This window comes from Marinomonas algicola (assembly GCF_014805825.1).
In the GTDB taxonomy this organism is placed as follows: Bacteria; Pseudomonadota; Gammaproteobacteria; order Pseudomonadales; family Marinomonadaceae; genus Marinomonas; species Marinomonas algicola.
In genome coordinates this window covers 2,036,182-2,051,562 of record NZ_CP061941.1, presented here as the reverse complement: position 1 = coordinate 2,051,562, position 15,381 = coordinate 2,036,182, and the positions used below count along the sequence as shown (strand labels likewise).

The following is a 15,381-nucleotide window of genomic DNA, read 5'->3' as shown; positions in this document are numbered from 1 at the left end:
ATTAGATGGTTATTGAGTAAGCGTTAGCGATTGTTCTGCGCTCGAAAATTGAACGCCTTCTATAACGACTTTGCTGGTTTTATTAAATAAAAATTGATTGCAGGCGCGATGATACAAGGAACCTGTTTGTAATACCAAGCGATATTGCCCCCGAGGTATGAAGTTAGCCGCAAACGGTTGTCCAACATGTAAGAAAATAGAGAACGTTGGGAACCCATCATAGGACTCAAAAGTAAGCAGGCTTTGTGTTGTTAAGGGGTTTAAAATCCGCAGTCGGCTTGTGCCTTTATGCTGCCCAAAGACTTCTCCATGATCGGGCGCTTGCCCCGGATGACCATAGCAACCAGTTTTTTGAGCATGCTCAATACTTCCAAACCCTAGGTTTTTGCCTTGAATCCATCCCGCTCTGTCCTGATAACGTATCGCAACCCAGTCGGAGCTGGTGAGCTGTGAAGCAATGACATCAACACCCTCTGGAACGACGATTTGACCTTTTGATTCAGTGTCAGGCGCTAAATACAAATTGGCCTGCTTTACTGTGTAATTTAAGCCCTGTCTAAATTGAGGATAAATTCCAGGGACATACACAACCTCTTTTTTAGGTGAATCTGTCAACGGCTCATAGACTGATTGCCAGTATAAAGTTCCAAAAATACCAAGAGCAAAAAAAACCAAATAACCCAATGCCTGAAAAGCGGCTTTTAATGCGGCCCCCTTAATTGGGTAAGAAGGTGGGTGAGAATCCGTTGCTGAATCAATACTGATGTCTTCGTTGTATGATTCTGAATAATTGTAAGTGGCCCCTTGAGGTTGATATTGATGAATAAAATCATCCACTTGACTATCTGCATTGGTATGGCTTTGATGATTGTCGGTGTAGTGTCTAAAAGCATCGCTTGCCTGTGACGCTTTAAATGCTTCTTCATACATTTTTTTTACACGTTTTTCATTAAGTGTATTTCGAGCTGTTCGAATAGCATTTTGTCTTGCTTGCTCATGCTTGGCTGAATTGCGTTTCAGCTCATCGTATGCTTTTTGTCTTTCTTTTATATAGGCGTATTGTAAATCATCATTTGGGGTAGATTGAGAGGAGTCTTTATTAGATGAAGATAAATCAAAATCAACGTTTTTCCAATCTTGTACAATGACACCTTGGCGTATGGCATTAAGGACATTTTGATAAGCCACTTGCAAGTTTTGGAAGATTTCAGTTGTGTCTCTGTGAGGGTTTTTGTCTGGATGATACAGTTTAGCCAAGCGCCTGTAGGATGCTTTCGCTTGAGCTTCATTGGCATCAGACTCTAACTCCAGTAACCGATAATCGTTACTTAAGCTCATAAAATCCATTCAACATAATAAGTGTATTTGATCAAAAGAAAGCCTTTGATGGTAATTGTTCGCCAAGCCAATTAAAATGCCATGCGTTAATCTAATTCCTAACGAATAAAATTAGAAACATGAAGAATAACAATAGCATTATGCCTGATTTACCTGAATGAACAAAGGATAGCTGAATGAATAAAACTCTGACTCATTTAAACGAAAACGGCCAAGCTCACATGGTCGATGTTACTGAGAAAGAAATAAGCCGCCGCACCGCTACCGCTGTTGCTATTGTCGAGATGAAAGCTCAAACCCTAACCTATGTATTGGAAGGAGGGCTGCCTAAAGGCGATGTACTCGCAACGGCGCGAATTGCCGGAATTCAAGCCTGTAAGAAAACAGCCGATTTAATTCCATTGTGTCATCCATTAATGTTGACTAAAGTTACCTTAGATATCGACGTTGTGTCCGCAACCCAACTTCGTGTAAGTTGCACCTGTTCTTTATCGGGAAAAACAGGGGTTGAAATGGAAGCCTTAACAGGTGCGTCTATTGCGGCACTTACTTTATATGATATGTGTAAAGCCGTAGATAAAGGAATATTAATAAAAGAGCTAGGTTTAGCAAGTAAAACTGGTGGTAAAAGCGGAGATTGGAGTAAAGATAATGTCTCAAGTTAAAGTTGTATTTTTTGCCTCACTAAAAGAATCGTTAGGCGTGAGTGACGCGGTGATTGATTTGCAAGGGCCAACAAGCATAGAAGAAATCAAGCAAAAGCTTAATGCGTCTCTAGAAAACCCTGATCCTTTATTTGAAGAAGGTATACAATGTTCAATTGATTACGAATTTGCTCGTGACAGCAGTAAAGTTGATCCTGAAACAGTGAGAGAGATCGCATTTTTTCCGCCTGTAACAGGAGGTTAATATGAATTTACAAGTTCAAGAAAAAGATTTTGATGTTAACGCATTGTATGAGCAACTTCAGGTCAAAAACAAGACAGGAGCGGTAGTCATGTTTGTTGGTCTTGTTAGGGAGTTTACCGATTCCGCTCAAGCTCAAGTAAGTGCAGACGATTGCCGCTTTGAACTTGAATATTATCCAGGAATGACCGAGCATAATTTAAGTCAAATTATTGAAGAAGCGAGTGACCGCTGGGCTGTGCTTGATATTAGCGTTGTTCATCGGGTTGGCACGTTATCGTTAAATGACCAGATTGTGTTTGTCGGTGTAAGTGCATCACATCGTGCTGAAGCCTTTCTAGCCTGTGATTTTATTATGGATTATCTAAAAAGCCGTGCCGCTTTTTGGAAGAAAGAAACGACAGCAAATGGAGGTCAGTGGGTTTTGGCTAAGAAAAAGGATCAAGACAGCTTAGAGCGATGGGCTTGATAGAAAATTTCATTATTACTTTATTAGCCCGTAAGGTTAATCTGGCCGAATTTTTTTCTTTTTACTGCTAGCATGGCGCTCTCGATATTCCGTATCTATGTATTTGTCTGTTGTTGCCATGCTGGCATGACCAGCGTCTTCTCGAACATGTTCTTTGGGTCGTATTTTTACATCTTCAGATATACCTGTGTGGCGCAACCAATGCACAGTCGCTACTTTAAGATCTTCTGCATCAGACTTCATCCCATCTTCGCACATACGAGCATAGGCACAATCAAAACAAAACTGCACTACATTGCGGATTTGCCTAGTGCTTGTCATGGCGCCTTTGCCCCGATTCTTAGGAATAAGAGGCGTTTGCTCCGCTACTGTGGGAAGGTCAGGAAGGCCTCTAAAGCGTCGATATCGTGCTAGTGCACTTAACATATCATCAGATACGGCTACTAAGCGTTCCTTGTTACCTTTAGATAGAACCTTTAACCACCAATTTCCGTCTGCATCTTTAATAAAGTCCCCCATAACAGGTGCAGAACGCTCATCGGCAACTAGCTCTGAAATTCGTAGATACATACCTAGAAGTGCATTCATAATAAACAAACTTCGCTCATGCATAAGAGGATCTTCTTCCGCTAAAATTTCTGTCGTCTCAATAACATAATCCCATTGAAGGTTTGAAATACGACGCACTTGTTTACGAGAGACTTCTTTTTTTACAAATTTACTTTTTTGTCGAATTAACGATACAGGGTTATGTTGCGCGGCGTCTTCTTGCATTAAAAAGCCGTAGTAAGACGACAAAATAGAGAAGGTTGCGCGTATTGCGGCCTGTGACAATGCATAGTCTTGTGTCAGCGGAGCATCACCGTTTCGAAAGTTCATTTTGCTGACATGACTAACAAAAGGTCTCCACTCGGGGTTTTGTAACCTGGCCCCTAATTTGTTTGAAAAACGAGAAACATTTTTAATGCCAATCCACTCAGCAGGCGGCGACATGCAAAAATGTATAAATTCTTCTATTTCATCGCGTCTTAAATGAGTTGTTGGTGACGACTTAATATTCCATGACCATAATAGAAGCCTTTCAACCTCTCGACGGTAAGAGTTAAAGGTGGCTTTTGATCCGTTATAGCTATAAATAAAGCATAATGCTAATTGATAATCCCTTTTGTAGTCGGTCTGGTTGAGTAGTGGCGTCATTCCAATGCAACTTTGAGCATAAGATTCGAATTGAGTAAATGGGTTCGGCAGATTGTCTAGGTTATCAATTAAGGCAAGAGGGGCTTTCATAATGAGACTTACTAATTAAAATAATGAATATCAGTATCTTAGATAAATTTAATACAATGAGATAGTCATTATTACAACAATAATTACTATCTTTAGGGTTTAAATTGAGTATTATGCCCTTATAGAATATAGGTATTCATCATTTCGAATGAGTACGTTAATCTGATATTGGAGCTTTACTATGTTTACCACTCGCCCTAAGAAATTGTTCCTTGCTACCATGGCTGCAATAGCGGCAACAGCTGGAGCGCAACAAGCAATCGCCTCAGATATGGCTGAAGGTGTTACTGTTTCTCCTATGGTTGGCCATTACAATTTTGCAGGCAGCCGCGACGTCAAAGATGACGGTATCTTTTCAATAGCGCTTGGTTATCAATTTGATAGTCCTTGGGCCGCTGAATTAATGTTACTTCATGTAAACACTGACAATTCAGCCGGTACAGATCTAGATTTGGACCAAGTTCGCATTGATGCTCTTTATCATTTAGAGACAAAAGCCGATGTAACACCATACCTTGCGTTTGGTCTAGGCTATAACGAATACTCCAGCAATGTAAATGATTATGAACCGATTCTTAACGCTGGTTTTGGTGTTAAATATGCTTTGAACTCTAATTTATCTTTACGAGGTGATTTTCGTTTAATTGACAGTTTAGAAGCTGACCGAATTGATACAGCAACGTCTGTTGGTTTAACTTATGCTTTTGGCGGTACAAAAAAGAGAATTGAACCAGCACCCGTTCAAGAAGCAATCGTAGTTGATAACGATGCAGATGGTGTTAACGACGCCATTGATCAATGCCTTGATTCACATCCAAATGACATTGTAGATTTAAATGGTTGTGCATTGGATGATGATAAAGATGGTGTTATTAACCGTCTAGATGATTGCCCTGATTCTGCTATGGGCTCAAAGGTGGATGCAACAGGTTGTTACATCGAATTGATCGAAACTCACACAGCACGCCTAGATGTGAATTTTGAAATCAATTCCGCTGTGGTTGATCAGAAATACTTTGGTGAGATTGAAGGAATTGCCAAATTCCTTACTGAATATCCAGAAACTGATGTAGTGATCGAAGGTCATACTGATGACACAGGTGAGGCGGAATACAATCAAACCTTATCCGAAAAACGCGCTCTAGCGGTTTCTGATATCTTGGTTAACGAATTTAATGTTGCTCAAGAGCGTATAAGCGTTGTAGGTTTTGGTGAAAGTAAGCCTTTGGTTGAAAATACATCTGAAGAAAATCGCATTATGAATCGTCGAGTAATTTCAATAGTAACGGCTCAAGTTAAAACGATTGCTAAATAATTACACTCACGTTTTAAAAAGCGTAACCTAGAAATGGGTTGCGCTTTTTTTATATATAACCCTTTTTATAGACGGCTTTACACACACAAAAAACAACTCGACCGTTTAACTTGCTCCCATGACTATTCAGTCAAATGCAAAAACAGCACGATCATGGGAAAATTGACTTAAGTGATCTAGGTCTTGATAAACCCCTTTTGCGGCTAAAGACTTTTTCTTGATAAATCACGCCCAAAAGTACGGCTGTCGTGTAAACGGAGTTTGTGCAGATAACGTATTGAAGCACGTCAAAAAAGATAAGATGAATTTACGCGTAGGGAAGGGTGGCTCAATACTAAATTAGTGTAAGACCAAGTTGCACGAAAGTTGATTCAAGTATGATTGCCGTTAATGTAAAAGGTTTTCGCTCATAATAAATATGAGCGAAAATTTAATGCGCATGAAAGCGAATTAATTAAAAGCGGTTAGATGCAAACGATGTTTTCTGCCTGAAGGCCTTTTTGACCTTGTGAAACAGTGAACTCTACACGCTGACCTTCAGCCAAAGTCTTGAAGCCATCACCTGTGATTGCACTGAAATGAGCAAAAACATCAGGACCTGACTCTTGCTCAATAAAGCCAAAGCCTTTTGTTTCATTAAACCATTTAACAGAACCAGTAGTAGTATTAGACATAATAGATATCCTAGAAATTAATAAAAAATTCGTCAGAAAGAAGACGATTGAGCAAGAAGAAAATTGATATTTAACTGAGGATAACGCGGAGAATTATTACTAATAACAACGAGGAATAGACAAATAAACAGGGCTTTCTCTCAAGCCTAGAAGAATAGTAACAGAAAAAATCAATTATACAAGAGTTAAAACAGGTATGTTCAACTACCTAGGTTTAAGCTAAATACGTTAATCAATAAATGCACAATAATTTCTTTTTAGATGAACTTGTAAAAAAGCGAAGGTTATAGCTCAATAGCATCGGCAGAGAAAAGGAAGGAAGAAGGCAAATACTGCGCTGGATCAACTAAATAAGAGTTCAGCCAAATAAGATAAAATAAGTATTTTTATTACATTTTTTATCTTATTTTTCACACTTGATAGTAGAACAATATTAATTTAAAAGATAAATTATGACAAAACCTTTGAATCAATCTGGGTTTGCATTTAATAGGCGATGCATAGTTCATGTTTAAGCAATAACATTATAAGCATCATAATGCGTTAAACAGAAACTCAATCATTAGACACAATCGTTTTTCCAGAGGGAAGTTTCATGATAAAAGAACTAACCAGATTAGAATTTGAATCATTTTGGCCAACATTTTCTCAAATCATCCTAGCTCAAGAAACGTACGCATTTAATTCTGATATGACTCAGGAACAAGCATTTGATTTATGGTGTAAACAACCATTGAAGTCGTTTGCTTTTATAGAGTCAAACAAGGTGCTTGGTATTTATTACATAAAAGCAAATGCAATGGGACCAAGTCGTCATATTTGTAATTGTGGTTATATGGTATCCAGTGATGCCAGAGGTAAAGGTATTGCTCGCCTTATGTGTAAGCACTCTCAGGTACAAGCACTTGAGAATGGTTTCGAGGCGATGCAATTTAATAGTGTCGTATCAACAAACAAAGTGGCCGTTCAACTTTGGGAAAAACTTGGCTTCACTATTGTTGGCACCATTCCTAAAGCATACAAACACGCTCAACTTGGCTATGTAGACAGTTATGTTATGTACAAATGGCTACAAAGCTAAAATCGCTGTGACATTATTAGGTTTAAACGTAAACACCGTCGAAATTGAAAACGATAAAAAGACAACAGTGAATAACAAGATTGATATAGACTGGTAGTGCTATTAATAGCACACTATTTCCGATAAATGTTATTATCGGAAATAGTGTAGCTGCACCTTTCATTGTGTTTATCGCTATAATTCTCACTCATCAACAACAGAAATCAGTCATGTCTCCTAATGTCATTGAAGTCATTGTATTGTTATAAATGAATATTCTAGTGATGATGATTTAATTACCTGTTCTAAGCACCCATAACTGGATCATATGACTTCTTTTCCAGTCGCACAGCCCATCTCATTCACAAGACCACTTTTGACATTCAGCCTATTTATATTCTATTTGATATAGGGTTATTACAAAGACAAAGCTTGATCCTTGTTACGACAACTAGTTATTTTCTTATATGTCAAATTACTGTAAAATCCTGGGCTCAATAAATACTCACTAATATAAGGTAAAGCACTTTGCTAATTACGCCACCATAGGCTTTTCCCTCGTAATGTCGCCGTTCTGCGTGACAAAACTATACCGTCTTACGGTAGGAATTCTTTGTTAGAAAAAAACTGGTTAATGCACAACATCGTCGATGTGTAACAACGGCTTGATAGAGTCTCTCTGTTCATTTGACCTATTACTTTTACGTTTTGCTGAATAATATAAGGTTTACTATGCTTGAAAAATTGAAACTCGAATGGCTTTCCAACATACGTGGCGACTTGCTTGCTGGTATTGTGGTGGCGTTAGCGCTAATACCGGAAGCGATTGCTTTCTCAATTATTGCAGGCGTTGACCCTAAAGTTGGCCTATATGCTTCTTTTTGTATCGCGGTTGTTATTGCTATCGTCGGTGGCCGACCTGGTATGATTTCAGCCGCTACCGGTGCCATGGCCTTGTTAATGGTTACCTTAGTTAAAGAACATGGGCTTGAGTATTTATTAGCAGCGACTCTTTTAACGGGTGTGTTTCAAATATTTGCAGGTTATTTAAAGCTTGGTAGCTTAATGCGGTTTGTTTCTAGGTCTGTTGTAACTGGGTTTGTTAATGCGCTAGCCATACTCATTTTTATGGCTCAATTGCCCGAGCTAACAAATGTCACATGGCATGTTTATGCCATGACGGCCGCAGGGTTAGGCATTATTTATTTGTTTCCCTATTTACCTGTTATTGGCAAAATCATCCCTTCTCCATTGGTGTGTATTCTAGTGCTCACCGCGGTCGCGATTACATTAGGCTTAGATATTCGTACTGTTGGCGATATGGGCCAACTGCCTGATACATTACCTATATTTTTATGGCCTGATGTACCTTTAAATGTTGAAACTTTACTGATTATCTTACCTTATTCAATTGGCCTTGCTGTTGTTGGTTTACTTGAAACCATGATGACCGCCACCATTGTGGATGATCTTACTGATACAAAAAGTGATCGTAATAGAGAGTGTAAAGGTCAAGGCATTGCCAATATCGGTGCGGGGTTGTTCGGCGGAATGGCCGGTTGCGCTATGATCGGACAATCTATTATTAACGTAAAATCGGGGGGGCGTGGCAGGTTATCTACTTTTACCGCCGGTACTTTTTTGATTATTATGATTGTTTTTCTTGATGACTGGCTTAAGCAGATTCCAATGGCAGCCTTGGTGGCTGTTATGATTATGGTGTCAATAGGTACTTTTTCTTGGGCTTCAATTCGAGACCTCAAGGATCACCCGCTATCGACGAACATCGTCATGGTTGCTACCGTCATTGTAGTAGTGGCAACACATAACTTAGCGCTTGGAGTCTTAGTCGGTGTACTGTTGGCCACCCTATTCTTTGCGAATAAAATTGGCCGTTTAATGGTGGTTAAACCGGCACAGACAAATGAAAATGTTCGTATATATCAAGTTATCGGTCAGGTATTTTTCGCTTCTTCAGAAAAATTCACCGAATCATTTGACTTTAAAGAAGCCGTTGATAAAGTCATTATAGATTTAAGTCACGCTCATTTCTGGGACATCACCTCGGTATCTTCACTTGATAAGGTAGTAATAAAGTTCAGACGTGAAGGGGCAGAAGTAGAAATTATTGGAATGAGTGAAGCCACTGAAACGATTGTTGATAAATTTGGTGTCCACAACGACCCTGCAGAAGTTGAAAAAATAATGGCGGGTCACTAAGGAGATGACAATGAATAAAATTATAACATGCGTGGATGATTCGGTTTATTCCGATAATGTTTGTGATGCGGCTATTTGGGCGTCAAAAAAGCTTAATAAAAGTATTTTATTTTTACACGCGATTGAAAGAAAAGGCACTTCTACTACAGATTTAAGTGGCGCTATTGGTTTTGGTGCTCGTACGGCCCTTTTGAATGAGATGGCCGCACTAGACGAACAACGAAGTAAGTTAGCCTTAGAAGTCGGTAAAGAAATGCTCGCTCATTCTTATTCGAGAGCGAGTGAAAACGGCTGTGAGTCGATCGAAAAAATTCAGCGACATGGAGACATTTCTGAAGCCATTTTAGATCTAGAATCGGATGCTCGCCTAGTGATCATTGGTCGTTCAGGAAGTAAAGTTGGCAATGGTTTTAAGGTGCTAGGGTCTCATATTGAACAAGTTATTCGTCAAGTACATACTCCTGTATTGATTGCTAATGAAGGTTTTACTGAACCAAAAAGCTTTATGTTGGCGTACGACGGTAGAGAGAATGCTGATAAAGCCGTCAAACGTATTATTGAAGGCGGGCTGTTGCATAATCTAACATGTCATCTAGTAACGGTGAGAAATCGCCAAAGTGATTTAGATGAAAAATTTAAGCAAACAGAAGCCCTGCTTACTGAAAACGGCTTTGATGTTAAATCAAGTATGTTAGAAGGCAATATTTTTGACTCCTTGATGGAGTATAAAATCAAAAGCAGCGTAGATATGTTAGTAATGGGGGCATTCTCTCATTCTAAAATTGCTCATGTTTTCCTCGGTAGCAACACTCTTAAAATGATTGAAAATACCAATTTGCCATTGGTCATTCTTCGCTAGTCGCCCTCTTGTCTTTTATTTAAAAAGGCAAATAAGCGACCAATAGGTTTGTATTTACTTATTGGTCGCTCGTATTATCTACTAATGATTAAATCAAATATACGTGTGACTAAACCTTGTTATATGAGTATGGGCATTTACTCTGTGACGCTGATTGACCTTGATTTTGCGTGCCAACAACGGAAACGGGTCGACGCCTATGTTCCGCCTGAACGTTCGGATAGACAGAGGTAAAGAAGTTGGTCCAACCTCCTGTTCGCACACGCAGTAAATCATATTGTTCAGGGTGTGTGGTTGCCTCGATGAAGGTTTTAGGGTTGGCCACAGTGACGGTTAAAATATTAGATGACTCCCCTTTTGCAAACTGCGCAAGCACTTTAACCAACTCTGAATGGGGAAAGTCCTCTGGAATATTGAAGTCTGATGCCGCTCCATCCGTCATTTTTTCTGTACCTTTACCATTAAATCCGGCTAACGACTCTTGGAACCCCGCGATTTGATGGTTTACGGCAAGATCCGATGGGCTAGGCGCTGAGCTTAAGTCTGACGCAATGCTCTCACCACTACGTCTGCCATCTGCACTGGCACCACTGCCTACCCCAAATGCCACATGGTTTTCAAAAGTACCGACTCCTGGTTGTATTTGAATGCCAAATGGAAACCTTTTACTACCGAAAGACTTGGTCAAATGCGCCATGGTTGCGCGTGTTTGCGGCCAGGGTTTAGTGAAGGTTTCTACGGCGATGTTGGCAATTTTTTGTACTATTTCATCACCAAATGCGTCTATATCAGAATGACCACGGCCATAACGAGGCAAACTGAGCGCCTTCTCTCGAAGCCGTTTAAATCGATCGGCACGAGCACTGATTCTGCCCTCACCCGCCAGTGAGCTGATAAAGGGTTCAGACATCTTATGACCCCAATCACAACACAAGCACTCCAATAACTCGGGTAACGTGGTGACCGCGTCTTTTTCATCAAACACCATGATTTTAATGGCGTACAAGGAATTGATTGTTGTACTGAGAGCGGTATAGCAGGGGGCGTAAATATTATAAATGGTTCCGCCACTGTAAAAATCCTGGCCTTTTTCTAGGCACCCATCCATAAAGTTATTTAACAATGGCGCAGGACAAAAGGCGCTGTTTGCACCATAACTCATTAGCTGACCATGAATGGCTTTGCGATTCAGGTAATTAAAATGCTGAAAATACAGCTCTAAGAGTCGTTTAAATGTCGCTATTTTATCCGTTGTTTCTAATGCTAAAGAGACGACTTATCCGTATAAAAACGTATCACCAGCGGATCGATACGTTTTTCCATTATTGATGGCACATTCTAATGGGTCTAAGGTAGAAAAGCCCCCTAATGAAAACCAATTTTCCCCAGGAAATTGTGGTTCATAACAACCATCACAGGCGTAGTTTTGAGCAGAAACCAAAGAGACATTAGACTTCCAAGCGCCCTCTGTGACGTGTTCAATGTCTTTTCCCCCTACGTGTTGGCCGCTTTGATGCAACCCAGCAATGATTTTTTCATCATTCAGTAAAATAGGATGAGCCCCTCCAGACAGAATGGCTTTTGCGGCTTCATTCAGGATGTCTTCAGGAATGTCTTTGCGGGTTCTTAGCGACAAGCAAGGTGCATTAAGAGGCAAACGAGCTGAAGCGCGAATAAAGAGCTTGGTCACCTCATTATAAGCCGGTTTGCTGTCACCATAATTTGCACCATCGGCTACCGTTCCACCTACTGTTATTTGTTGGATCCACTGCCCTAAGGAAGCCGCTTGCGGATAGGGTCCGGAGCGGCCTCCCATGGCCAGATTACCAAAAGGCTGATGGTCTTCCATAAATATTCGGTTTTGTTGAACTTTTTCGTCTAATTTCACATAGAAGGCATCAATCGCTTCCTGTGCTTCATCAAGGTTGATCGAGTCATTATCGAGAAAAGGCTGTAACAGTTGGTCCATACGGCCAAAGGCAGTCGGTTCACCATTTAAATGCAAGCAATTGTGTAGAGTGAAAATTAATTGTAACGCTTCCACAAAGCCGTCCGGCTTATCCGTTGAAAGCTTTTTCATGCGAGCCTCAATAGACAACAAATTGTTTTTTTCGGTTATTTGAGCCGCGGTAAGTGAGGCCGCCATTTTTTGCGCTAATTCGGCATAACGTAAGCAATATTCACTGACGCCCTGCAACGATAGAATAGCCGCTTGATAAAAGTCTTGTTTGACTTTATCGTGACAAGCGTCTTTTTGTGATTTGGCTTTATCCATTAAGTGTTTTAAACCAAAATTGAGGACGTTTTGATAGTTTGGGATTACATGACCCACGCCCGACGCTTCGCTTAAATTGTTGATAAAGCCATCGATACGTTCATCGTCACGTAAATATTTCATGACATAACGGCCTTCTCCTAAACTAAGATTCGGCATGGCACCCACAATAATTTCTTCCGCTGACAGTCTGAAGGTGTCTGACCCATAAATAACCCTGCCTTCTTTTGGCTCATGTCCTGGATAAGGAATTAATCGGCCGTCTTCTAGTTTCACTCTACGGCCTCTAAAACCATATTCCTCTGAGGAAAATAGGTGCAGGCTCAATCTTGTCGCCCAGCCTTTTCGTATCATCACAGACTCAGACATAATATCAGACGGTTTGTCCTCGCCATGATACAGAGTCATAAAATGCGCTAAATCATAGGCAATTTCATCTTGTTTACGGTTGAAATACCAATTATCTTGCCAAAGAGAAAAAGTATTTTCGATTAAACTTAAAATACGTGCAGAAGGTGGTGTGAAACCAAATGTCTCTTTTTCTGCTTCCGACATGGTTGCCATGCGATTGAGGTAGTTTTTATGATTGTAGAACATAAGACCGTTTGCTGACCGTTTGTCAAAATGACGGTCCAGTCGTGACCAATCCACCCCCGGGAATCGAGACCATACGCCCTGATCCAACTGGGTAAAATCATTATGGTAGCCCAGATTATTTTCAAGCAGTAAATCTTGTACGCTCGGAATATAAAAGAACCCTCCTAAATCGGATTTCACGTGGTTAAATAAACGATCATTCATGTAACCGGCTTCGCTGCCAATTTGATTGTTCATGATGTTTTCTAAAATACCGACTGATTTGGCAAATCCCGCGAAGTATATGCCTTTCTCATCCGCCACGCTGGTGCCTTTTGGTATCCGCGAATTGCGGTTTGTCATGGCCTTACCAAATGGTAGCCCGAGACGTAATACAGGGGTATTGTTCCCTTGGTCATCCTGCATTCTGGCGGTTTTTATGTGTGACCTCTGATCCCTTGAGGGAATAATAGTATCGTCTGTTTTGCGCCCAATAATGTCTTCTATTTGATCCTCAGACATACTGTTAATTTGATCCCAGTTAATCACAAAGCGCTGTGCCAAAACATAAGATGAACCTAAGTGCTCAATGTCTTCCACTCCTGTGATAGTGTGTTTTGCTATGGACACAGGGTCACTCGGGTTATTTAGATTTTCTGAAAAACGACAACCTAATACCTTGCCTTTACGGCCGTCATTGTATTCGGATTTAGACGCGGCTGATTGACTTTCAATCGACGCTATTTTTTCTTCAAATTCCTGCATGATAAAGTGCAAAAGCGCATCACAGGCCGCGGCGGAATCACTTTTAATATGAAACCATAGGTCGTCATTGGAGTTGGTAAAAGAGCCTGTGGACTGTTTAAAAACTCTTGATTCTTCAGGCGATCCTGGATTTGGCAAATTTAACGGCATGCCTTTTGGTGGTGTGAGATTTTCGGTCTGACAAATTTTCTGCCATCGGGGAAAGGACACACCAATGATAACGGTTGAATGGCCATCTTTTAAATGAGGCTCTTTATGTATTAGCCCTCGTGTTTTTGCCATCAATTCGGCTAACTCTAAGCGCGATACCTCCCCGTTTAACTGGATGGTTGAAAAGATGGCATGGGGAGCTGGGTATACTAAGCCTCGTTGCGTGTATTTCCAAATCGCCCTTAATCTTTCATCGTAATTTAATTGAATGAAGTCTTCGTTTCTAGATGAATGTGACATTTTTCTAGTTTTCATATTGTGCACCCTGATTAGCTCGAATTGCAAAATGATGATGGTGTTAATATTCACAAACGCTAACACGGAATCCAAAAGGCAAAATAGTACATCCCATTACACAATTACAGTAATTCAGTCTTTTGGTAGAGGAAAGTAATGCCGTCCGTTTCCTTCATTAATTAAGGCTTGTTATGACGTCTTAATTTGCTGTTACATTTTAGAAACAATAATAATGCAAATTAAATTCATAAATAGAGCCTTTTTTATGAGGTATATTTTATTTAATGAGCCATATACACTCCTACTCAGTTCAGTTTCATGTCTTTCAGTTGGAGTACTCGTTATGTCGCAATGTCCCTACCAAGCGTCTGTTGATTTAAGTGATGAAAACGTGCATTGGGAGCAAGATATTAGCTACGGCCAATATCTTGATCTTGATGATATTTTAAAATCTCAATCTCCCCGTTCAAGTATGCACGATGAAATGTTGTTTATCGTGATTCATCAAGTGTCTGAACTCTGGATAAAATTGTGTTTGCACGAAGCACATGCGGCGGCGGCCAATATCCTTGATGGAAAATTAAGCTCTGCCTTTAAAAAACTGACGCGCGTAGCGCGCATCCAAGAGCAATTAATTCAAGCTTGGGAAGTACTGGTCACCATGACTCCAGCGGATTATGCAAGCTTTCGTGATGACCTTGGACAAAGCTCGGGTTTCCAATCTTATCAATATCGTGAGATGGAATTTTTATTGGGCAATAAGAATAAAAGCATGATTGATGCCCATAAAGCTAACCCTAAACACTTTGAGCATTTAACCAAGATCTTAAACAACCCCAGTTTGTATGACGTTTGCTTGACTCTACTCGCAAAACGCGGATTCGATATTCCAGACTCTGTCATTAAACGCGATTATTCAGATCCTTATGTTCATAACGATAAGGTTCAAGCGGCTTGGAGCGCCATTTACAAAGACACCGATACCCATTGGGATTTGTATGAGTTAGCGGAAAAGTTGGTTGATCTTGAGTTTAACTTCCAGCGCTGGCGTTTCAGTCATATGAAAACAGTAGAACGTATTATCGGTTATAAAAAAGGCACTGGTGGAACTGGCGGCGTGAGTTATCTTACAAAAGCCTTAGATTTGCAATTCTTCCCCGAGCTTTGGGCTGTTAGAACGGAGATTTAAC

The 15,381-nt window shown here is 40.3% G+C and carries 11 protein-coding genes and 1 pseudogene; 8 read left to right on the top strand and 4 right to left on the bottom strand.

The window, feature by feature from the left end:
* Positions 1–9 precede the first annotated feature (9 nt).
* Positions 10–1,338: a J domain-containing protein gene (locus IEZ33_RS09315; protein WP_191603375.1), complete on the bottom strand. Its 1,329-nt coding sequence runs from the start codon at positions 1,336–1,338 to the stop codon at positions 10–12.
* 176 nt (positions 1,339–1,514) lie between these two features.
* Here IEZ33_RS09315 and moaC point away from each other — a divergent pair, with 176 nt between their 5' ends.
* Genes moaC through IEZ33_RS09300 form a run of 3 tightly spaced genes read left to right on the top strand, consistent with a single transcriptional unit; the run spans position 1,515 to position 2,713 of the window.
* On the top strand, positions 1,515–2,003 hold the full coding sequence (moaC, locus tag IEZ33_RS09310) for a cyclic pyranopterin monophosphate synthase MoaC (RefSeq protein ID WP_191603374.1): 489 nt from the start codon (positions 1,515–1,517) through the stop codon (positions 2,001–2,003).
* Entirely contained in the window at positions 1,990–2,247 is a 258-nt protein-coding gene (locus tag IEZ33_RS09305) for a MoaD/ThiS family protein (protein WP_191603373.1), read from the top strand. The genes moaC and IEZ33_RS09305 overlap by 14 nt, the downstream gene beginning before the upstream one ends.
* Position 2,248: 1 nt before the next feature.
* Positions 2,249–2,713, top strand: a complete 465-nt coding sequence (locus IEZ33_RS09300) for a molybdenum cofactor biosynthesis protein MoaE (protein ID WP_191603372.1) — start codon at positions 2,249–2,251, stop codon at positions 2,711–2,713.
* 36 nt (positions 2,714–2,749) lie between these two features.
* Here IEZ33_RS09300 and IEZ33_RS09295 read toward each other — a convergent pair whose 3' ends face one another.
* A complete protein-coding gene (locus IEZ33_RS09295; protein ID WP_191603371.1) occupies positions 2,750–4,000 on the bottom strand; it encodes a tyrosine-type recombinase/integrase in 1,251 nt (416 codons plus the stop codon).
* Positions 4,001–4,181: 181 nt separating this feature from the next.
* On the opposite strand from IEZ33_RS09295, the gene IEZ33_RS09290 reads away from it, so the two are divergent.
* Positions 4,182–5,315, top strand: coding sequence for an OmpA family protein (locus IEZ33_RS09290; protein WP_191603370.1), 1,134 nt, complete (start codon positions 4,182–4,184; stop codon positions 5,313–5,315).
* A 464-nt stretch (positions 5,316–5,779) separates the two neighbouring features.
* Here the strand turns inward: IEZ33_RS09290 and IEZ33_RS09285 are convergent, their stop codons facing one another.
* Positions 5,780–5,989: a cold-shock protein gene (locus tag IEZ33_RS09285; RefSeq protein ID WP_191603369.1), complete on the bottom strand. Its 210-nt coding sequence runs from the start codon at positions 5,987–5,989 to the stop codon at positions 5,780–5,782.
* A gap of 595 nt (positions 5,990–6,584) precedes the next feature.
* Here IEZ33_RS09285 and IEZ33_RS09280 point away from each other — a divergent pair.
* The 3 genes from IEZ33_RS09280 to IEZ33_RS09270 all read left to right on the top strand — a co-directional run bounded on the left by IEZ33_RS09280 (position 6,585) and on the right by IEZ33_RS09270 (position 10,128).
* Positions 6,585–7,070 (top strand): GNAT family N-acetyltransferase, encoded by a 486-nt coding sequence (locus IEZ33_RS09280; RefSeq protein ID WP_191603368.1) that lies wholly within the window; start codon positions 6,585–6,587, stop codon positions 7,068–7,070.
* A 711-nt stretch (positions 7,071–7,781) separates the two neighbouring features.
* Positions 7,782–9,269 (top strand): SulP family inorganic anion transporter, encoded by a 1,488-nt coding sequence (locus IEZ33_RS09275; protein WP_191603367.1) that lies wholly within the window; start codon positions 7,782–7,784, stop codon positions 9,267–9,269.
* 10 nt (positions 9,270–9,279) lie between these two features.
* Entirely contained in the window at positions 9,280–10,128 is an 849-nt protein-coding gene (locus tag IEZ33_RS09270; RefSeq protein WP_191603366.1) for a universal stress protein, read from the top strand.
* Between the two features lie 109 nt (positions 10,129–10,237).
* Here IEZ33_RS09270 and IEZ33_RS09265 read toward each other — a convergent pair.
* Positions 10,238–14,194: pseudogene (locus IEZ33_RS09265) on the bottom strand (Dyp-type peroxidase).
* Positions 14,195–14,534: 340 nt separating this feature from the next.
* Here IEZ33_RS09265 and kynA point away from each other — a divergent pair.
* The gene (kynA, locus tag IEZ33_RS09260) at positions 14,535–15,380 is read left to right on the top strand and encodes a tryptophan 2,3-dioxygenase (protein ID WP_191603365.1); all 846 of its coding nucleotides are present in this window, start codon (positions 14,535–14,537) and stop codon (positions 15,378–15,380) included.
* The last annotated feature ends 1 nt before the right edge of the window (position 15,381 follow it).

Coding starts and splice junctions, on each gene's coding strand:
- kynA (WP_191603365.1), top strand. CDS start 14,535: ATGTCGCAATGTCCCTACCAAGCGTCTGTTGATTTAAGTGATGAAAAC.
- IEZ33_RS09275 (WP_191603367.1), top strand. CDS start 7,782: ATGCTTGAAAAATTGAAACTCGAATGGCTTTCCAACATACGTGGCGAC.
- IEZ33_RS09280 (WP_191603368.1), top strand. CDS start 6,585: ATGATAAAAGAACTAACCAGATTAGAATTTGAATCATTTTGGCCAACA.
- moaC (WP_191603374.1), top strand. CDS start 1,515: ATGAATAAAACTCTGACTCATTTAAACGAAAACGGCCAAGCTCACATG.
- IEZ33_RS09305 (WP_191603373.1), top strand. CDS start 1,990: ATGTCTCAAGTTAAAGTTGTATTTTTTGCCTCACTAAAAGAATCGTTA.
- IEZ33_RS09295 (WP_191603371.1), bottom strand. CDS start 4,000: ATGAAAGCCCCTCTTGCCTTAATTGATAACCTAGACAATCTGCCGAAC.
- IEZ33_RS09270 (WP_191603366.1), top strand. CDS start 9,280: ATGAATAAAATTATAACATGCGTGGATGATTCGGTTTATTCCGATAAT.
- IEZ33_RS09315 (WP_191603375.1), bottom strand. CDS start 1,338: ATGAGCTTAAGTAACGATTATCGGTTACTGGAGTTAGAGTCTGATGCC.
- IEZ33_RS09300 (WP_191603372.1), top strand. CDS start 2,249: ATGAATTTACAAGTTCAAGAAAAAGATTTTGATGTTAACGCATTGTAT.
- IEZ33_RS09290 (WP_191603370.1), top strand. CDS start 4,182: ATGTTTACCACTCGCCCTAAGAAATTGTTCCTTGCTACCATGGCTGCA.
- IEZ33_RS09285 (WP_191603369.1), bottom strand. CDS start 5,989: ATGTCTAATACTACTACTGGTTCTGTTAAATGGTTTAATGAAACAAAA.